Genomic DNA, 20747 nt, shown 5'->3' on the forward strand with positions numbered 1-20747 from the left:
CTTGCTAACCATAGTGCGGACAGACGCCCAATTCACCACCATCTCAGCGTAAAAATCAGCGTATTGGCTCAGGTGATGCGTTCCCCCTTAGTGACAATATCAACCAATACCTCTACAATCTCGCCTCCCAAACGGAGGCAAAATGGTATGCGAGTAATTCTGGGCCCGATGGAGGGCGTGTTGGATCATCTGATGCGAGAGATCCTAACCGACATCAATGACTACGATCTGTGCGTCACAGAATTTGTGCGCGTGGTCGATCAGTTGCTGCCAGATCATGTGTTCTACCGCCTCTGTCCTGAGCTGGAACAAGGTTCACAGACCAAATCCGGCGTACCGGTTCATCTTCAGTTACTTGGTCAGGAGCCGGGCTGGATGGCAGAGAATGCCGTTCGCGCCGCCGACCTTGGCGCAAAAGGCATTGATATCAACTTCGGCTGTCCGGCCAAGATGGTAAACAAAAGTAAAGGCGGCGCTGCTCTGCTTCAGCATCCGGAATTGATCCACCAGGTGGTCAAAGCCTGCCGTGACGCCGTGCCAACTCATATACCGGTGTCTGCCAAAATTCGCCTCGGCTGGGAAGACCCAAACGACTGTTTCGAGATCGTCGATGCGATTGAGCAAGCCGGCGCCAATGAACTGACCGTGCATGCAAGAACGAAATCCGGTGGCTACAAAGCCAGTGAGATTCGCTGGGAATACATCGACCAAATTCGTGGCAAAACAACACTTCCACTGATTGCAAATGGTGAGATCTGGAATTATGACGACGGGCAAGCCTGTATCGCGACCACAGGGGTTGACTCTTTGATGGTGTGCCGTGGCGCATTCAATGTGCCGAACCTTGGCAACGTGGTAAAACACAACCACAGCAAAATGGCCTGGCAAGACGTGGTCGATCTGCTGCTGGTGTACTCTCGTTATGAAATGAAAGGTGATAAAGGCCTCTATTATCCCAACCGGGTCAAGCAATGGTTCTCATACCTGCGCCAAGAGTACCCTCAGGCCCAAGAGTTATTCCGCGATATTCGAACCTTCAGCAAAGCCGCCCCGATAGTGGAGCGGATCGAATACTATCGCGACAACCTGTTGGCCGATGCCAGCTAGCCATTACCTCAGAATATCAACTTGTCTTTGCCATTGGTCTTAGCCTGATACAGCTTGTCATCTGCACGCTTAAATGCCGTCTCAAACTCGAATTGGCCGGCTTTGGTGATATCCACACCGCCAGACACAGTAAATCCGCGTTCGAGTAAGCGACTGGCATACTCGGCCAGAGCGGCTCTGACCCTGAGCAGAATCTGCTGCAGTTTTTGCTCACTGTCACCCGTCAGATAGATAACAAACTCTTCTCCACCGAAGCGGGCTGCAATATCTACCTGACGGATACTGCACAGGATTTGATCGGCGACGTAACAGATAACGTTGTCCCCTACATCATGACCATGGGTATCGTTGATGTGTTTAAAATCATCGATATCCAAAATCGCCAGCGCAATATATTGCTGATGGGGTGTGCGTTGCAGCAATGACTGGAAACCACGCCGGTTTAACAAGCCAGTCATGGGGTCACGCGCGGCCAGATCTTTGAAATAGGTTTTTTCGGCATCGCTGTTAAAGTAAATCAAAACCACAGTGGAAAGCACGTAAATGAACACTATGCCCAGTAATGAGTAGACCTTGAAACTAAAGAAAAAGGCGATTTCGTTGCGGATATCCAGGTCGTAGTATACGGCGTGATGAAATTCGACGCCGGGAATATTGAGATGTTTAACATGTACTGCATTGTCCGGTATGCCGGATGTCCGCAAATCAATCAGCTTAATCGGATTGGGTAAATCACTGTCTTTACTCAGCAGAACCTCAGTGTTGACATCCAGTTCCACCATGCCGCGGTAATCGCCGTCAATGACAACCGGCAATGTCATTGCAAACACCTGTCTCTTCTGCCCGTCAATCAGCAGGGAAGTCGAACTCAGACGGGAGACCGTGATTTTATCTTTGTTCTGGGCTGTATCGCGCCAGTATGGACGCGTCTTGATGATAGACACGAAGTCCCGGTCGATTTTCGCCGCACGCGATGCCGGAGATGACATAACAAAGCCACTCTCGTCAATGTAGCGAATACCAAAAATCTCATCATCAAGATCATGCAAGAAGGACAAACTCGGTGCCAGAATGACACGACTGGCCACTCTTTGATACATTCTGCTGCTCGGATCGCACAGCGACGCATCCGCAGTAATCATGTAGCTAAAATCAATAGACGGAATCGGGACATCCCTTGATTCATCAAGGTTGAGCAGCGGGTCAATCGGCCACATCCGACAGACGCCGTCTTCCACTTTACGATTGTGGCTGAGCAGCAGATCCGGCCGGGCGACCAGATAGTGGTTGAACGCGTAATCGATGGCGGTCAGCAAACGCGTGGTGCGCTGAAGTGAACGGTCTATGCGGTCGTATTCTGAGTCTATTTCGCGATTGATCGCATTCAAATAAGCATTGATAGCCAGAACGAGTACCGTCATCGCCAGAGTCAGTGGTGCGACAACGACAAACCTGTGGCTGAAATGCCTCTTGCCCTTCATGAAATTCTAACCTTATCAATATAATAGAAAAAGCCCATCGCAAGATTACACGTGATGGGCTTTAGGTTTCTATGCGCTGGATTATGGCATAGGCAAAATGTGAACTCTGTCAGAGTTAAGTAAGCTCCGGCTTAGTTGAGCAGCAAACTGTCGTCCGCTAATTCCTCTCCCCGAACTTTCGAGAACATTTCCAGCAAATCCGGCACCGTCATATTGGCGCGCTGGTCACCAGCAACATCCAGCACAATTTCCCCCTGATGCAGCATGACGGTGCGATCGCCACACGCCAACGCATCTTTCATCGAGTGTGTCACCATCATTACCGTCAGGTTGAATTCACTGACAATCGTTTTGGTCAAATCAATGATGAACGCCGCCATACGAGGATCGAGGGCCGCAGTATGCTCATCCAGCAGCAGCAGTTTACTTTCTGACAGCGTCGCCATCACCAGGCTTACCGCCTGACGCTGGCCACCCGACAACAAACCGATACTGTCACCCAAGCGATCCTCAAGCCCTAGCCCAAGGATACTGATGCGCTCCTGGAAGAGTTTGCGTCGTTTGGAGGACAACGAGAGATTCCAGCCACGGCGCTTGCCACGCATATAGGCCAAAGCCATATTCTCTTCGATGGTCAGCTCCCCGCACGTCCCCGCCAGCGGATCCTGAAACACCCGCGCACATTGTGTTGCACGCTGGGCAACTGTTTTTGATGTCACATCCAGTTCATCAATCACCACTTTGCCGCCAATCATTGGCGTTTCACCCGTTACCGCACCCAGCAGGGTCGATTTACCCGCTCCGTTTGAGCCAATCACGGTTAAAAACTGGTGTTCAGGTACGTTAAGTGAGACACCACGTAACGCCCGGTTTTCCAATATGGTACCCGGGTTAAAAGTGACCTCAATATTTTCCAACTGAATCATGCAACTTCTCCTGATTCTTTTCCCTGTTTGACAACACCAGCCTGAAAATCAGGCTTACCGCGCTTTTTTGCCTTGAGGTTTCCTTTTATCCTTGGTGCGATCAACGCTACGGCCACCAGAACCGCGGTAACTAAGTTCAGGTCTGATGCCTGTAAACCGAACATTCCGGTGCTAAGTGCAAACGCAACCGCCAGGCGGTACAGCACTGAGCCTACGATGACCGCCAGAACCGCCACCCAAATCTTGCGCCCCGGGATCAGCGTTTGGCCCAGTATCACCGCCGCCAGACCGACCACGATGGTGCCGACGCCGGAAGTGACGTCAGCAAAGCTGTTGGTTTGTGCAAACAGAGCGCCAGCAAAGCCGACAAAGGCGTTAGAGAGCGCCAAACCAAAATAGGTATAAAACGCGGTACTCGCCCCTTGGGCAGACACCATACGAGCATTCACCCCTGTGGCTCTCAGGCCAAGGCCAAAATCACTGTTCAGCAGACGCACCACCAACCAGGCAGAAATCAGCACCAAGACGCCCACCACAATCGGACGTACCAGCATCGAATCTCCCAGTGATTCAAATGGGGTCAAAATGGTGTCTTCACCGAGCAACGCCATATTCGGCCTACCCATGATCCGAATATTGATCGAGAACGCAGCGATCATGGTGAGAATTGATGCCAGCAGATGTAATATCCCACACCGAACCGCAAGAAACGCGGTCACCAAACCGGTTGCCCCACCAGCAAGGATCGCCATTCCTGTCGCTACCCAGGGGTTGATCCCGGCAACGATCGCCGTCGCGGCCACCGCGGCTCCCATTGGGAAACTGCCGTCAACACTCAAATCAGGAAAATCCAGTACGCGGAAAGTCAAATACACACCCAGCGCAACTAATCCATACAAAAGACCTATCTCAAGCGCACCAAAAAACGCAAAAGCAGACATAGGCAACTCCTTTTTCAGAGACAAAGAAACCAGTAAGCCCACGCCTACTGGTTTCAAACAGGATTACTTAACGCTGGTCGCGCGCGCTACAACCGATTCCGGCAGAGTAATGCCCAACATTTCCGCGGCTTTCGGATTGACAACCAGATCCGAACCCTTGGCCACTTTCACGTCCAACTGGCCCGGTTTCTGGCCTTCCAAGATCGCAGCGACGTAATCCGCTGTTTGTACACCGACCTGGTAGTAGTCAAACCCCAGACCAGCGATAGCCCCTTTCTCAACGTACGAGGTTGCGCCACCAAATACCGGCGTTTTTGCCTGATTCGCCGCGACGATCATCCCTTCAATCGCACTGGCAACCGTGTTGTCTGTTGGAGCATAAATGATGTCTGATTTAGCAGAGATGGCCTGAGTAGCCGACTGTACGTCGGCACTTTTCAGCGCCGTAGCCTCCACCACATCGATACCCTGCGCTTTGGCGCTTTCCTTCAGGAGTTCAACCAGAGTCACTGCATTGGCTTCACCCGGATTAAAAACCACGCCGATTGATTTCACGTTAGGCAACAATTCTTTAATCAGCTCCACGTGCTGAGCGATTGGAGACAAATCCGACAATCCGGTGACGTTCTTGCCAGGTTGCTCAAGTTGCTTCACCAATTTGGCACCGACGGGGTCGGTTACCGCAGTGAATACCACCGGGATATCACGCGTGGCAGAGACCAGAGCCTGAGCGGTCGGCGTAGCGATCCCCACCAATACGTCCGGGTTTTCTCCGACAAATTGACGAGCGATCTGCACAGCTATCGCCGGGTTGCCTTGAGCGGTCTTATAATCAAACTCCAGGTTTTTTCCTTCTTCATAACCTTTCGCTTTCAGACCATCGAGTAACCCCTGCCGGGCGGCGTCCAGGGCCGGGTGTTCAACAATCTGCGAAACCGCCACTTTCGCGGTTTTTGCCATGATACTGGTGGATGAGAGTAATGCGGCGCTTGCCAGAACGGCGGTAGCGATGACTTTGCCTGCCTTCATCTGAACTCCTTGATTTAAGCATGTGATAGTAGATGTTGTGTTGTTTTTGTTATCTGCACACTTTGTGTGCGTTTAACCAACATTATTACCAATAACTTAGGAGAATGGAAAGCAAGTTTTAACACCAAATTAACAAAAAAGAGAGGTGGGTGATTTTTTATTGCCCGAAGCCGCGTTCAGCGTGAATCAGAATGTTCCTTGGTGTGATGTCACGACGACAAAACTCGCTGATGTTCACCCTGTATCCCTGCTCACTCAGATAACTGGCTTTGTCCATCACCAGCCACATTTCCAGAGGGCGACGGAATATGTCCTGGATTAAGCTTAAGCGTTCCATATGCCAGAAGCGCCGCTCAGCTTGCTCGTGATAATACGCCCAATCGCAGTCTGGCAAAATCATCTGTTTCTGCTCCGCTGCCCAGCGGCAAAATACTTCAAATCCGTCGGCAAGCATCGACTTACGAATACTGGGTATGGGAAGGTATTGTTGCAAAGACAGCTCAGAGCGCAACAGCAAATCGAAACCAAGTCGATACACCATCTCCTGAAAGCGATGACGTCTGACCCGCTCGCCTCCGGTAACGGTTTCCTGAAGGGGGATTCTCAATTCCTGGCGGGTCAAAGCCAGTGATGAATTCTGTCCCAGCGAGGATAAAGGCCGATACGACTCCCCCTCAATCAGATGGTAGCAACACGGTGATAGGGTGATCGCCGGCAGACCAAAGCGCACCGATTTATGCATCAAAGCAACGTGTAAATCACCGCAAGCATGCAGTGCGACGGCATGTTGTCTCGCATTGAACACATCGTCCGACTCAACACCAAAAGCATCCCCCTGAACAAACTGCATTGGCAAGGCGCGCTTGTCTGCGTCACGTTGCCCAGATTCACACAGACAAGTCTGGAACTCGAAACTGGTGACATTCTGGCGACTCTGACTGGCTAATATGCGGCCGAGGAACCCTTTCCCCGCACACCACTCCAGCCATTCGCTGCCGGAATGCGCCTTCAGTGCCGCCTGACCCATCGCTAAAATTTGGGTCAGCTTACGGCCCGGAATACCGCTGTCGATACCGCGATCGAGTGACAACGTGGAGACATCTGCTGGTTCTAGCGCGACCGCTTCCGTAAGAACGTGAAGTTCAGGGAGGCACTGGGTCACCTTGGCCTGCAATGCCTGTGGTGACGATTTATAATACTCGACATCAGCCGGGCTCAACTGACCCAACCACTCAGACAATTGAGGGTATTGCGTTTGCCATGCAGGCTCTGCCTGTCGGCTGTGATGAAATGGCTCGAAGCGCCACAGTAGCTGGTAGTCTGTCAGTAGTTGATCTAGAACGTGAAATCTGGATAGCATACTTCCCCCTGAGTGCGCTGCATTGTAGGGGGAAGCATGAAGAAGTGGAAGTGTTATCGGACTGGCAGTTCGATGTCGCGGAACATCTCTTCGATTTCGGCGTTTGATTTGAGAGAGATCGCCTGTTCGACCACTGGTCGGGTCAAATGCGGCGCAAAACGCTCCATAAAATCGAACATGTAAGAACGCAGGAAAGTCCCGCGGCGAAAGCCAATACTGGTGGTACTGGCCCCAAAGATATGACTGGCATCAATTGCAACCAGATCAGAATCGTGCTGCTGATCAATCGCCATGCTGGCAATCACGCCGACACCGATTCCCATTCGGACGTAAGTCTTGATCACATCGGCATCGGTCGCGGTAAACACCACGCGTGGCGTCAGGCCGACTCGATTAAAGGCCGTATCCAGCTCCGAGCGTCCGGTAAAACCAAACACATAAGTGACTAAGGGGTACGCCGCCAGATCCTGAATGGTGACCTTCTCTTTCTGCGCCAGTGCGTGATCTTTTGGCACCACAATCGAACGATTCCAGTGATAGCAAGGCAACATGATCGCATCCTGGTACAGGTGCAACGCTTCGGTGGCAATCGCGAAATTGGCCGTTCCTTTGGCTATGGCTTCAGACATCTGGCTTGGAGTGCCCTGATGCATGTGTAAAGACACTTTCGGATAGCGGGCCGTAAACCCTTTGATCACTTCAGGCAGAGCATAGCGCGCCTGAGTATGCGTAGTAGAGATATTCAGCGTACCCATCTCTGGATGTGTGTGCTCACCCGCTACCGCTTTGATACTTTCAACCCGGGAGAGGATTTCCTGAGAAATACGGATAATATCTTCGCCTGCCGAGGTCACCTGAGTCAAATGCTTGCCACTGCGTTCAAAAATCTGAATACCCAACTCATCTTCAAGCAGGCGAACTTGCTTACTGATCCCAGGCTGAGAGGTGTACAGGCTTTCCGCCGTCGCTGATACATTGAGATTGTGATTGACTACTTCAACAATATACTTCAGTTGTTGTAATTTCATTATTGACCTCGTAACCCCTTCATCGGCCCCAGCCATTGCTCAAAACACTGCTATGCGACATAACATAAGCCACATAGTTTATAATTATTAGTTATAACGCTTAACGCTTCAAATTGATAGTAGAATTCGGACCAGAAAGGTAATTAAGCGCCGGGATTTTCTACGCTGAGAGCATTTTTTGCAATCCATAACTCATATTGGTGTTCTTTATTGAAATTTTCATTAATATTCAAAGTACCAACAGCGATAATACTAATTTGTTGTATTTAGGGTGCAGAGTATACGCGGAATCTTGTATCCTTAAACACAGGCCTTTGAACACAATAAAGATACCAAGTTTATGAATATAGGTTTAATCATTGCTCTCATCGCCATTTTGCTGGTTCTGGTGCTGGGTTATAACATCATGCTGCAGTACAAGCTCAAAGTGGAAACCGCACGCAAACAAGAGAGCGCACGATACGTTGCTATCATTGATGCAACAGAAGACCTGATCGGAAACGCGCACATCCTGCCATTCAGCAAAGATCTGCTGGTGTGTCTTAACAACCGCATTCTGGATGCGCTTGTCGCCATGTACGAGCTGGATCCGAAGAACAAACAGCTGGCGCAGCGCATCGATAACATGAAGCAGCAAATACAGCAGCTTAAAGACAACTATCAAGGCAATGAGTCCGCATCATTCAAAGTACCAAGCAGTGACAAGCAGGCGATTGTGATGTTGAAGCTGGTGAAACGTCTGCGCGACACCATTCGCTCCGAGCACAATAAAGGGCGTTTCGAAACGCAGGCATACGTGAATGAGAATGCGCGTCTGGAAACCATCCAAGTGCGCATCAATATTGAAAATGTGGTCAAACGCGCCAACGACGCAATGGTGAGAGGCCAGCCCGGTACCGCTTTGCAACTGTTGCGTAAAGGTCTGGATGTGCTCAGTACCAAAAATGACAACTATTCAACTCAGGCACGCGAAAAACTTCAGGCCATGCACGATGAACTGGAGCAACGTCGTCAGACGAAAAGTGCCGCTGAATTGCAAATGATGGAAGAGAAAGAACGCGAAGACGATATGGAAGCGCTCTTTGGCGAAAAGAAAAAGTGGTAATATACTCTCCACCAGAAGTGTCACAAAGACCGCTTGATTGCGGTCTTTTTTATTATTGTTAGCCCGAATTATGATAAATACACAAGCCATCCAGAACTTACTGGCCCCCATCTCTCAGTTTCTGCATTGCGAAACACCCGATGCCTGGGTGAACGAAGCCAAAAAAGCAGAAAACCTCAAAACCGTTCTGATCGACCACCTCTTGTGTGAGTTAAAAGCCGGTCAGTCAGCCATGTACCTGATCCGCAAATACGCAGTGGACAAAACCAGTGCTCACACGCTGTTGGACTGGTTCAAGCCTTATGAGGATTTCGCTTACCGTAAAAGTGGTTCTTTGGCGACGTTGAAAGGCAAAAGTACTGTATCCAAAACCATCATGGCGAAGTCAGACTCGCCATACAGTCAGGAACTGATTGATAAGATGGTGCTGTTGATCAAAGAAGAGCTGCATCACTTTTATCAGGTTCTTGAGATCATGGCAGAACGCGGTATCGTTTATGAACCAGTGACAGCCAGTCGCTATGCGAAAGGTCTCTTGTCACACATGGCCACACACGAGCCACAAACGCTGGTCGATAAATTGATCATTGGTGCTTACATTGAGGCTCGATCTTGTGAACGCTTTGCCAAACTGGCACCGCATATGGATGAGGACATTGGCCGCTTTTACGTGTCATTGCTACGTTCAGAGGCACGCCATTATCAGGATTATCTGACGCTGGCCGAAGAAATTGCAGGAAAAGACATCCGTGAACGAGTGACATTCTTTGGTGAGATAGAAGCACAGCTCATCTTGTCCAAAGATGATGATTTTAAGTTTCACAGTGGTGTGCCGACAGCAGCCTGAGTGATCAAAACATCACGATAGAGGCCAGCATATCGCTGGCCTTTGTGTGGTGCTAACTCAAACCAATGATGCGTTGATTTGAGCCAGTACGTCTGCCGGGTTGGCAGCCTGAGTGATCGGGCGACCAATCACCAAATAATCGGAACCCGCCGCTACGGCTTCCACTGGTGTCATCACTCTACGCTGATCCGCAGCTTCTGTACCTGCAGGACGAATACCAGGCGTCACCAATTTAAACGTCTGACCCAGAGAGGATTTCAGCATGCTGGATTCCTGCGCCGAGCATACAACCCCGTCCAAACCAGCGTTTTTGGTCAGTGTCGCCAGACGCATAACCTGCTCCTGGGGTGCCACATCCAAACCAATCCCTCTTAGATCCGATTGCTCCATACTGGTCAGAACCGTCACACCAATCAAAAGAGGCCGGTCTTTTCCATAAGGCTCAAGGATTTCTCTGGACGCCGTCATCATGCGTTCGCCACCGCTGGCATGCACGTTGACCATCCATACTCCCAATTCTGCCGCTGCGCGAACAGCCTTAGAACACGTGTTCGGGATATCGTGGAACTTGAGGTCCAGGAACACAGAAAAGCCTCTGCGGTGCAGCTCTTGGACGAAATCAGGACCAAACAACGTAAACATCTCTTTGCCAACCTTCAGACGACAAGTGCTTGGATCGATTCGGTCAACGAATGCCAATGCATCAGCCTGATTGTCATAATCCAGTGCAACGATAACTTTCTGGTCGATCATTTCATCTCCTATTTCTCTTTATTGAGCCTAAAAAAAGGCAGCGGGATCATCGCTGCCATTTGTGATTGGATGTCCAATCGTTCCAAATCTATTCACCGTCCAAACCACGAATCGGTTTGATACTGCCCCACCCTTTACAAGACGGACAATGCCAGTACATCGAATGCGTCGAGAAGCCACACTTACGGCAGCGGTAATGCGGTTTGACTTTCAACTGCTCACCAACCAGCTTCTGCAATGTACTCAGACTTTCTTTCGCACGACCCTCTTCGGCCTCCGCCAAATGGTAGTCCATCAGACGGTAGAAGCCTTTCATGGTCGGGTTCTTCACCAGTTGCCTTGTCAGCAGCTCCTGAGCGGCGCCAACCCCATCATGCTGAGCCACTAGCTGAGCTAACATCAGCTCAGCCGAGACGCCAGCCTTGTTGGCAATACACTGACGCAGAAACTCAACTAAGCCATCTTCCTGACCAATATGGTGATAGCATTCCGCCAGCGTCGGTAAAACCTCACCGATAAAATCGATATCCTGATCGATCACCTGTTCCATGTAGTCGATGGTTTTCTGGTAATCTTCGTTTTCCAGATACAACTTGCCCAGAGCGATACTCGCCCGAACACATTTAGGATCTTCGGTGAGGGCACGTTTGAAGTTCTGGATTGCTTTGGCATTGTTGCCGTCCGCTTTTTCAATCATCGCCAGTTCACACCAGAAATGCGCGATGGTACTTCGCATGCGCTTGCGACCCATTTTGACCAATAGGTGCGCGTAATGGATAGCTTTGGTCCATTCTCTGGTCTGTTGATAAATGGCCACTAATTGATGCAAAGCGGCTTCACGATGATCCGGTTCATCCACTAATTGTTCGAAGATTTTTTCTGCGCGATCCAGAAAACCTGACACCATATAGTCTTTGGCCAGCTGCTGAAGGGCGATGTTCTTCTGATCAACGGTCAGCCCAGAGCGGGAAATTAAGTTCTGGTGTATCCGGATGGCACGGTCAACCTCCCCGCGAGAGCGGAACAGATTCCCCAATGCCAGGTGGGTATCGATGGTTTCGTTATCAACCTGGAGCAGTTCGATAAAGTGATCGACTGCCTTATCCGATTGATCAGACAGCAGCAAATTCAGACCAGTAACATACTGGCGAGAAATTTGATTGGATTGTTTTTGCTTATCTTGTTGAGCACTGCGATTCCCCATATACCACCCGTAGGCAGCGGCAATCGGCAGCAACAAGAACAGTATTTCAAGCATTAATAAACAACCTACTCACTTACGCTTGGGGTTTGTTTTCAACCGACGTATCGTTGTCTTTACTGGTTTTTTTCAGCTGTCTGTTCAGTTTTCTCAGCTGTAACTGAGTTTTGAACTGCATACTGCCAAAAATAGCACCTGCAAGCGCAAAACCAACGACAAAGACAACACCCAGTAAGGTTGAAAGATGGAATTCACCCTGCGCGACCAGATAATTGAAAGTCACGACTTCCTGATTTTGAGAGCCTAGCGCGAGAGCAATAATAAATAGTAGGAGTACAACAATGATTTTTATAATTTTCATATTCCTTCACCGTATTGGATTTGGGCATGTCTGATTATGCAGTAAATCCCGCCAACACTCCATGGTTATGCTTAATAATGTGCTTATAAAAAAGCGGCATACGTAGACGTATGCCGCTTTTTTATAGTCTGCCGGGGAATTACAGGTCTGAGTTGACACGCTCGCGCAATTCTTTACCTGGTTTAAAGTGAGGAACGTATTTACCTTCCAGCTCCACTTTTTCGCCGGTTTTCGGGTTACGGCCAACACGAGGCTCACGGTAGTGCAGTGAGAAACTGCCAAAACCACGGATCTCGATGCGATCGCCATTTTCCAGAGTCGTAGCCATATGCTCCAGAATGTCTTTTACAGCATCTTCAACCTCTTTTGCCGAAAGATGTGTCTGCTCTGCGCACAACCTTTCAATCAGTTCAGACTTAGTCATAGTTCCCCTCTTCTCGCATCAATTTTTCAGTCATTATAGTCAGGAATTTCAGTTCCAACAAACACTTGCTTAGATTATAGCTGAAAATTCACACATCTACTTAGCGGTTAAATAAACTATAGACTAAGTTCCTGTGGCAGATGATAGGTTGACTTATAACGACGCAAGACAAATTGCACTTTTTACGGACAAAAAAAAAGGAGCCCAATGGGCTCCTTTTTTATAAGACGAGAATTATTCGCCTTTAGCAGCTTTGAACGCGTCAGCCATAGCGTTACCGAATGCACCTTCATCTTGCTTGTTGATAGATGCCATTGCTTCTTGCTCTTCAGCTTCGTCTTTAGCTTTGATAGACAAGTTGATTACGCGGTTCTTACGGTCAACACCGGTGAACTTCGCTTCAACACTGTCACCAGCGCTCAGGATCAGAGATGCGTCTTCTACGCGGTCACGAGCAACTTCAGAAGCGCGGATGTAACCTTCTACGCCTTCTTCCAGCTCAACAGTAGCGCCTTTAGCGTCAACGGCTGTAACAGTACCGTTAACTAGAGTGCCTTTCTTGTTGTCTGCAACGTAAGCGTTGAATGGGTCATTTTCCATTTGCTTAACGCCCAGAGAAATGCGCTCACGCTCTGCATCTACAGCTAGAACAACTGCAGAGATTTCGTCGCCTTTCTTGTATTCACGTACTGCTTCTTCACCTGGAACGTTCCAAGAGATATCAGACAGGTGAACCAGACCGTCGATGCCGCCGTCAAGACCGATGAAGATACCGAAGTCAGTGATAGACTTGATCTTACCAGTTACTTTATCGCCTTTAGCTTGCGCTTCAGCGAAAGACTGCCATGGGTTAGCTTTACACTGTTTCAGGCCTAGAGAAATACGACGACGTTCTTCGTCGATTTCAAGAACCATAACCTCAACTTCGTCGCCTACATTAACAACTTTAGATGGGTGAATGTTCTTGTTAGTCCAGTCCATTTCAGAAACGTGTACCAGACCTTCAACGCCTTCTTCGATTTCAACGAAGCAGCCGTAGTCAGTCAGGTTAGTTACGCGGCCAGTCAGTTTGTGACCTTCTGGGTAACGCTTAGCGATTGCTACCCATGGATCTTCACCCAGTTGTTTCAGACCTAGAGATACACGAGTACGCTCACGGTCGAACTTCAGAACTTTAACAGTGATTTCATCACCAACGTTAACGATTTCTGATGGGTGCTTAACGCGTTTCCAAGCCATGTCAGTGATGTGCAGAAGACCGTCTACACCACCTAGGTCTACGAACGCACCGTAGTCAGTCAGGTTCTTAACGATACCTTTAACTTCGCTACCTTCTTGTAGAGTTTCCAACAGCTCATCACGCTCAACGCTGTTTTCAGATTCGATAACTGCGCGGCGAGAAACAACTACGTTGTTACGCTTCTGGTCTAGCTTGATTACTTTGAACTCTAGCTCTTTGTTTTCCAGGTGAGCAGTGTCGCGGATTGGACGTACGTCTACCAGAGAGCCAGGAAGGAAAGCACGGATACCGTTTAGTTCAACAGTGAAACCGCCTTTAACTTTACCGTTGATGATACCAACAACAGTTTCAGCTTCTTCGTAAGCTTTCTCAAGAACGATCCAAGCTTCGTGACGCTTAGCTTTCTCACGAGAAAGTTGAGTTTCACCGAAACCATCTTCAACAGCGTCTAGAGCTACGTCTACTTCAGCACCAACTTCAACTTCAAGCTCGCCAGCAGCGTTCTTGAACTGTTCAGCAGGGATAGCAGATTCAGACTTAAGACCAGCATCAACAAGAACGAAACCGTTCTCGATAGCTACTACAGTACCTTTAACGATGCTGCCTTGTTGGAATTCTGTTTCGTTTAGAAACTCTTCAAAGAGTTGAGCAAAAGATTCAGTCATTTAATTAATCTTCAATAAAGTAAACGTCCACGGGTATCCTACCTCATGGGGTTATTAACTTCGCCAGTCATCATCCATGCGACCGACGCTCTCAGCTTGATGAACTCGTTATTCAGCAAGCTTTGATTCGATATAGTTTAGTGCCTTTTCTACCACTTCGTCGATACTCATTGCAGTAGAATCCAGCAAAAGCGCATCCTCTGCAGGGCGCAATGGCGCCACCGGGCGGTTACGATCGCGATCGTCACGCTCTTGGATCTCGCTCAAAAGGTCGTCAAATCTAACATCTAAGCCCTTGCCTTGCAACTGTTTCAGGCGGCGCTGGGCACGCTCTTCGGCACTGGCATCTAAAAAGATTTTGACTTCAGCTTGCGGGAAGACGACGGTCCCCATATCTCTGCCATCAGCCACCAGACCTTTGCCGTCTGCAAACGCGCGTTGACGACGCAACAAAGCTTCACGCACTCGTGGCAACGCTGCCACTTTCGACGCGGCCATCCCCGTTTCTTCTTTGCGCAGCTCTCTGGAAACGTCCTCGCCTTCCAGAATCACTCTGACCAAATCTCCTTCGGCAATGAACTGGACATCCAGATGTGTCGCCAGGGGCACGAGCGCGTCCTCTGATTCTGTGTCCACGCCATGGTGAATGGCTGCCAGTGCGAGAACCCGATAGATCGCCCCGGAATCAAGAAGGTGAAAACCCAGCTTATCAGCCAACTGCATACAAAGCGTGCCTTTACCAGCACCACTTGGTCCATCAACGGTAATAACCGGTGTTTGAGAGGACATGTCTTACTCCATTTTGATTCTAAACCAAGTCAGAAAACTCTTGGTTTTTGACGGCACAGAATTATAAAGGGATTACCTAAGAGGTGCTAGCCGGGATCGGACAAAAGCCCATTTTTTAACGGACACGAGTCACACTTGACCGTGTCCATACTTTTACAGCTGAATTCGTGCGCGATTTTTTTCCACTAAGGCCGGGCCAATGCCTTTCACTTCTGCCAACTGTTCGGCTGACTGAAAGCCTCCATTTTGTTCCCGGTAGTCGACAATGGCCTGTGCTTTCTTCAGACCGACACCACTGAGCAACGTCGCCAGTTCTTCCGCACTGGCGGTGTTTACATTCACCGTAATTTCAATCCCTTCATACTTTTCCACCGAATCTGCGGCCTGCACCGATGCAACAGGCAACAGCAAGGCAAATAACGCTGTTGCCATCCATTTTTTCACTGACATGAGAGTTCCTCGTTTGATTGTTAACCGAAGACACAAACTAAAGTATCCTGTATCGCATCGCATTGCGGACTAAGGAAAAATAAAACGGGCTGCAAATGCAGCCCGTCTTTGTCTCATTGTCAGTTGCATGAAAACTGCTTACTGACTCACAGAGTAGTACTCAATGTCGGTGTTGGCGCGCAAGATACTCAGCACACCCGACAAATCTTTTTGCGAGTTCAACTGCGTCAGTTGAGTACCGATTTGTTGGTTGTACTGAGGATCAATGTCCGCTTCAACCTTCTCAAGCTGCACAACCGCAATGTCACCGTTCATCTCTTTTGCCTGTGCATACACTGGCTTACCGTCCTGAGGTTTGGCCATCGCATAAACCGTGTTGGCCAGCGGCGAACTGCGGTCAATTTTCTCTAGTTCACCAAACGCCAGATTGTTCTGAGACAACAACTCCTGCTTACCGACTTTCAGCTCAGCCACCAACTGCTCAGCCAGTTCAAGCGCTTGTTGCTCGCCTTTCACCTTAGACAGTTGGGTCACGACCTGCTCTTTCACGTCTTCCAAAGGCAGAACCGTTTCAGGACGAGAGTCGTCGACTCGTACCACAACAACGTGTTCAGGTGCCACTTCGATGACTTCAGAGTTCATGCCGTCTTCTTTCACTTCAGGCGACGTGATTGCCTGCATTACCGACTGATTTTTCAGTACATCAGGTGCGTCTTGCTGAGAAATAAAGTCCGTGGTGTGAACCGTTTGACCCACCGCTTTCGCCGCATCATCCAAAGAATCGGAAGATTCAAACGCCACTTTCTCAAGCGTGGTCTGCAGGTCATAGAATTCATTGACCGCTATCTGATCTTTCAACTCTTGTTTTATTGATGCCGCGACTTCCGAGTATGGTTTGGCGACGGCGTCTTTCACATCATCCAGCTTGATGATGTGGAAACCAAAGTCTGATTTAACCACGCCACTCATATCACCAGGATTCTTAAGACCAAATGCCGCCAGTTCAAATGCAGGATCCATGACGCCTTGTTCAATCCACCCCAATGAGCCGCCAGATTCCGCACTGCCGATGTCTTCCGATTGTTCCTTTGCTACCTCAGAGAAATCCGCACCACCTTTCAGCTCAGCCAGAACAGCGTCAGCCTTTTTCTCATCTTTGATCAGAATATGGCTGACTTTACGCTGAGCCTGCGAAGAGTATTTATCTAAATGCTCGTTGTAGTAGCTATGCGCTTCCTCATCTGAAACCTTCAGCTTGTCTTTCATTTGTTGAGCTGACAGTTCAATGTAGGCAATTTTGTACTGTTCCGGACGCGTGAAACGCTCAGGGTTTTGTTGGTAATATTCCTGAATTTCTTCATCCGTCAGTTGTACTTTGTCTGCAAAGTCGCTCAAAGACAATGTCAGTTTACGAATATCACGCGTCTGAGTGATCAATTTGCTCTGCGCTTCCACTTCACCTTTGAGAGAGAAATCACTGCCCTGAATTGCCGTTAGTAACTGGTTACGGACAAGATCACGACGCAGGTACTCAGCAAAGCTATCTGGCGAGAAACCTGCGCGGCGCAATGCAGCCTGATAAATTTCCTGATCAAATTGACCATCACTCTGAAACTGAGGCATTTCCAGGATCATCTGACGGACTTGATCGTCGCTAACGCGCAGACCCAACGACTCTGCGTGCTGTTCCAACAGCACGTCGTTGATCATGCGATCCAGTACAGATTTACGGAATGACTGAACATAACCTGGATCAGATAAAAGGGTTGAGAAGTAATCACCCAGTTGAGCCTGCATACGATTACGCTCGTTTTGATAAGCTTGCTCGAACTCGCCGCGACCAATTTCGGTACTGCCGACTTTGGCTGCTGCATTACTGCTACCGCTGACCAGGTAGCTACCTACACCCGCGAAAACAAAGGAAAGGATGATTAGTCCAAGTATAATTTTTACCGCGATGCTATTCACGCCTTCGCGTAATCGCTCCATCATAGTCTATCTGCTCTCCAGAAATGAAGTTTGCTACTTCAACGTCAAAATTTAATAGCGCGATGATATCAGAAAAAGAAATGCGCATCAGTAGGATGCGCATAAATTAAAAAGGTTCGAATTAATTTGCAGTTAGCCGCAAATTTCGAAATCAGGCTTAGTTACAAGCGTCTTTCAGAGCTTTGCCTGCTTTGAAGCCAGGTACTTTAGCTTCTGCGATTTGGATTTCTTCGCCAGTTTTTGGGTTACGACCAGTACGTGCAGCACGAGTGCGAACACTGAAAGTACCGAAGCCAACCAGAGCCACTTGATCGCCAGTCTGCAGCGTATCGCTTACTGCATCAATGAATGCATCCAGCGCACGGCCTGCTGATGCTTTTGAGATATCTGCACTTGAAGCGATTTTTTCTACTAATTGTGTTTTATTCACTGTGATTCCCCTTTGCGCTACCTTAGTATTTTTATGGGTAGCATATTCGTTCCATTAAGTTTCAAATTTAGCCGGAGGCCCCGTTCCAAAAGGCTTTCCAGCTATGTTGGTAACGTTAGCGTCCAAAAAAAACGCTGACAAGCCTTTTTCGGCCTATCAGCGCAATCTTTTACTTATTTTTGCTGCACATCACTATTTTTTAACGTTAAATTCGACACCTGACGGGTCTCGCTCTAGCGCAACTTTGAGAACTTCATCAATCCACTGGACAGGGATCACGGTCAGGTCAGCAATCACGTTGTCCGGAATTTCTTCCAGATCGCGTTCGTTATCCTTAGGAATCAGCACCGTTTTAATGCCACCACGGTGTGCTGCCAACAGTTTTTCTTTCAAACCACCGATAGGCAGCACTTCACCACGCAATGTGATCTCACCTGTCATCGCAACGTCCGCTTTGACCGGGTTGCCTGTCAAGCTGGAGACCAGAGCGGTGCACATGGCGATACCCGCACTTGGCCCGTCTTTTGGTGTCGCCCCTTCCGGAACGTGCACGTGGATGTCTTTCTTCTCATAGAAGTCGTTATTGATGCCCAGCGCATCAGCACGAGAGCGAACCACTGTCATTGCAGCCTGAATCGACTCCTGCATCACATCACCCAGGGAGCCGGTTTGCGTCAGCTTACCTTTACCCGGCATTGACTGAGTTTCAATCGTCAGCAGATCGCCACCAACTTCCGTCCATGCCAGACCAATCACCTGACCAATACGGTTCATATCATCGGCTTTGCCGTAGTCATGACGTTGCACACCCAAATAATCTTTCAGGTTGTCCATCGTGACGGTCACCGACTTGATGTCGTTGTCCAGCAAAATATTCTTCACCGCTTTGCGACAGATCTTGGAGATTTCACGCTCCAGGTTACGCACGCCCGCTTCACGGGTGTAGTAACGGATGATACCGATGATCGCCGAATCAGCAATTTCAATTTCGTGCGGTTTCAGGCCGTTGCGCTTCACCTGCTTTTCAACCAAGTGACGCTTAGCGATATTGAGTTTTTCATCTTCGGTATACCCCGACAGACGAATCACTTCCATACGGTCTAGCAGCGGCCCTGGAATGTTCATTGAGTTCGATGTCGCAACAAACATCACATCCGACAGATCGTAATCAACTTCCAGATAATGGTCGTTGAACGAGTTGTTCTGTTCTGGATCCAGTACCTCAAGTAAGGCCGAAGCCGGGTCGCCACGCATGTCTGATGACATCTTGTCGATTTCATCCAGCAGGAACAACGGGTTCCGAACCCCTACTTTGGACATTTTCTGAATCAGTTTACCTGGCAGAGAACCAATGTAAGTGCGGCGGTGACCACGGATCTCCGCTTCATCACGAACCCCACCCAGAGCCATGCGCACATATTTGCGCCCAGTAGCAGCTGCAATCGAACGACCTAATGAGGTTTTACCCACCCCCGGAGGCCCTACCAGGCACAGAATTGGACCTTTCAGTTTGTTGATCCGGTTCTGCACGGCGAGATACTCAAGGATACGTTCTTTCACGCGCTCCAGGCCGTAGTGGTCTTCGTTCAGGATCTCTTCCGCTTTCGCCAGATTCTTTTTCACCTTAGAACGTTTATTCCACGGCACGCTGACCATCCAATCGATGTAGCTGCGTACCACAGTGGCCTCCGCTGACATCGGGGACATCATCTTCAGCTTTTGCAGTTCCTGCTCAGTTTTTTCGCGCGCTTCCTGAGGCATTTTTGCCTCTTCAATCTTTTGCTTCAGCGCTTCAAACTCGTCCGGCGCGTCATCCATTTCACCCAGTTCTTTCTGGATGGCTTTCATCTGCTCGTTGAGGTAGTACTCGCGCTGAGATTTTTCCATCTGCTTTTTAACGCGGCTGCGAATGCGCTTTTCGACTTGCAGCAGGTCGATTTCTGACTCCATCTGCCCCATCAAAAATTCAAGACGCTCAGTCACATCCAGAATTTCCAATACTTGCTGCTTGTCGTTCAGTTTCAGCGGCATATGAGCGGCAATAGTGTCTGCCAGGCGAGCCGCTTCATCGATGCCATTCAGCGACGTCAGTACCTCAGGTGGAATCTTTTTGTTCAGTTTGATGAAACCTTCAAACTGATTGATTGCGCTACGAACGATGACTTCTTGTTCTTTCTCGTCTAATTCAGGCGTCTGCAGGTATTCTGCATCGGCAAGAAAGAAATCGTCTTGGGTAATGGAGTGGATCTTGGCACGCTGCTGGCCTTCAACCAGCACTTTTACAGTACCGTCTGGCAGTTTCAGTAACTGCAGAATGGTCGCCACTGTCCCTACTTCAAATAGGTCCTCAACTGTTGGCTCATCGGTTTCTGCCTGCTTTTGTGCAACCAGTAACACTTGCTTGTTGTTATCCATCGCTGCTTCCAGGCAGCTGATTGATTTTTCACGGCCAACAAACAAAGGAATAACCATATGCGGGTAAACGACCACATCGCGCAGTGGCAGCACGGGGATCTCGATACGCTCGGAACGTTCCAAGTTCATATAATTCTCTCTTCCGCTATCACGTTTTAACTCTGACTGTTATGCAGTATATGGGGCCTAATTTGTTGGATTCAATG

The 20747-nt window shown here is 49.1% G+C and carries 19 protein-coding genes; 3 read left to right on the top strand and 16 right to left on the bottom strand.

The annotated features are described in order from the left end of the window. Positions 1-147: 147 nt before the first annotated feature. Entirely contained in the window at positions 148-1107 is a 960-nt protein-coding gene (gene dusC / locus CAG64_RS00265) for a tRNA dihydrouridine(16) synthase DusC (protein ID WP_021704030.1), read from the top strand. An 8-nt stretch (positions 1108-1115) separates the two neighbouring features. Here dusC and CAG64_RS00270 read toward each other — a convergent pair whose 3' ends face one another. The 6 genes from CAG64_RS00270 to cysB all read right to left on the bottom strand — a co-directional run bounded on the left by CAG64_RS00270 (position 1116) and on the right by cysB (position 7872). Continuing rightward, positions 1116-2588 carry a GGDEF domain-containing protein gene (locus tag CAG64_RS00270; RefSeq protein WP_161448686.1) on the bottom strand — a complete coding sequence of 491 codons (1473 nt, stop codon included), beginning with the start codon at positions 2586-2588 and terminating at the stop codon, positions 1116-1118. Positions 2589-2719: 131 nt separating this feature from the next. After that, entirely contained in the window at positions 2720-3514 is a 795-nt protein-coding gene (locus tag CAG64_RS00275) for an ABC transporter ATP-binding protein (protein ID WP_021704028.1), read from the bottom strand. Continuing rightward, a complete protein-coding gene (locus tag CAG64_RS00280) occupies positions 3511-4455 on the bottom strand; it encodes an ABC transporter permease (RefSeq protein ID WP_161448684.1) in 945 nt (314 codons plus the stop codon). Before CAG64_RS00280 ends, CAG64_RS00275 begins: the two co-directional genes overlap by 4 nt. 63 nt (positions 4456-4518) lie before the next feature. Next, positions 4519-5484, bottom strand: coding sequence for an ABC transporter substrate-binding protein (locus CAG64_RS00285; protein WP_161448682.1), 966 nt, complete (start codon positions 5482-5484; stop codon positions 4519-4521). Between the two features lie 157 nt (positions 5485-5641). Further along, positions 5642-6844: a methyltransferase gene (locus tag CAG64_RS00290; protein WP_161448680.1), complete on the bottom strand. Its 1203-nt coding sequence runs from the start codon at positions 6842-6844 to the stop codon at positions 5642-5644. 53 nt (positions 6845-6897) lie between these two features. Beyond that, positions 6898-7872 (bottom strand): HTH-type transcriptional regulator CysB, encoded by a 975-nt coding sequence (gene cysB, locus CAG64_RS00295; RefSeq protein ID WP_021704024.1) that lies wholly within the window; start codon positions 7870-7872, stop codon positions 6898-6900. 340 nt (positions 7873-8212) lie between these two features. On the opposite strand from cysB, the gene CAG64_RS00300 reads away from it, so the two are divergent. Together CAG64_RS00300 and miaE are read left to right on the top strand one after the other, a co-directional pair. Further along, positions 8213-8977: a hypothetical protein gene (locus CAG64_RS00300; RefSeq protein WP_021704023.1), complete on the top strand. Its 765-nt coding sequence runs from the start codon at positions 8213-8215 to the stop codon at positions 8975-8977. Between the two features lie 70 nt (positions 8978-9047). Beyond that, the gene (miaE, locus tag CAG64_RS00305) at positions 9048-9824 is read left to right on the top strand and encodes a tRNA isopentenyl-2-thiomethyl-A-37 hydroxylase MiaE (protein ID WP_021704022.1); all 777 of its coding nucleotides are present in this window, start codon (positions 9048-9050) and stop codon (positions 9822-9824) included. 57 nt (positions 9825-9881) lie between these two features. Here the strand turns inward: miaE and pyrF are convergent, their stop codons facing one another. The 10 genes from pyrF to lon form a co-directional block, all read right to left on the bottom strand. Continuing rightward, a complete protein-coding gene (gene pyrF, locus CAG64_RS00310; RefSeq protein ID WP_021704021.1) occupies positions 9882-10577 on the bottom strand; it encodes an orotidine-5'-phosphate decarboxylase in 696 nt (231 codons plus the stop codon). An 88-nt stretch (positions 10578-10665) separates the two neighbouring features. Next, positions 10666-11835, bottom strand: coding sequence for a lipopolysaccharide assembly protein LapB (gene lapB, locus CAG64_RS00315; protein WP_021704020.1), 1170 nt, complete (start codon positions 11833-11835; stop codon positions 10666-10668). A gap of 19 nt (positions 11836-11854) precedes the next feature. Then, on the bottom strand, positions 11855-12139 hold the full coding sequence (locus CAG64_RS00320; protein ID WP_021704019.1) for a LapA family protein: 285 nt from the start codon (positions 12137-12139) through the stop codon (positions 11855-11857). 139 nt (positions 12140-12278) lie between these two features. Beyond that, positions 12279-12563 carry an integration host factor subunit beta gene (gene ihfB / locus CAG64_RS00325; protein WP_021704018.1) on the bottom strand — a complete coding sequence of 95 codons (285 nt, stop codon included), beginning with the start codon at positions 12561-12563 and terminating at the stop codon, positions 12279-12281. Positions 12564-12797: 234 nt separating this feature from the next. Then, positions 12798-14468 carry a 30S ribosomal protein S1 gene (gene rpsA / locus CAG64_RS00330; RefSeq protein ID WP_021704017.1) on the bottom strand — a complete coding sequence of 557 codons (1671 nt, stop codon included), beginning with the start codon at positions 14466-14468 and terminating at the stop codon, positions 12798-12800. A 108-nt stretch (positions 14469-14576) separates the two neighbouring features. Further along, positions 14577-15257: a (d)CMP kinase gene (gene cmk / locus CAG64_RS00335; RefSeq protein ID WP_021704016.1), complete on the bottom strand. Its 681-nt coding sequence runs from the start codon at positions 15255-15257 to the stop codon at positions 14577-14579. A 153-nt stretch (positions 15258-15410) separates the two neighbouring features. Continuing rightward, positions 15411-15707, bottom strand: a complete 297-nt coding sequence (locus tag CAG64_RS00340) for a ComEA family DNA-binding protein (RefSeq protein ID WP_202599476.1) — start codon at positions 15705-15707, stop codon at positions 15411-15413. A gap of 138 nt (positions 15708-15845) precedes the next feature. Further along, positions 15846-17699, bottom strand: coding sequence for a peptidylprolyl isomerase (ppiD, locus tag CAG64_RS00345; protein WP_161455138.1), 1854 nt, complete (start codon positions 17697-17699; stop codon positions 15846-15848). Between the two features lie 154 nt (positions 17700-17853). Then, positions 17854-18132, bottom strand: coding sequence for an HU family DNA-binding protein (locus tag CAG64_RS00350; protein WP_281169117.1), 279 nt, complete (start codon positions 18130-18132; stop codon positions 17854-17856). Between the two features lie 186 nt (positions 18133-18318). Beyond that, positions 18319-20670: an endopeptidase La gene (gene lon / locus CAG64_RS00355; RefSeq protein WP_021704012.1), complete on the bottom strand. Its 2352-nt coding sequence runs from the start codon at positions 20668-20670 to the stop codon at positions 18319-18321. Positions 20671-20747: the final 77 nt, after the last annotated feature.

Origin of the sequence: Vibrio sp. V38_P2S17PM301 (assembly GCF_009904845.1) — a bacterium.
Taxonomy (GTDB): domain Bacteria; phylum Pseudomonadota; class Gammaproteobacteria; order Enterobacterales; family Vibrionaceae; genus Vibrio; species Vibrio proteolyticus.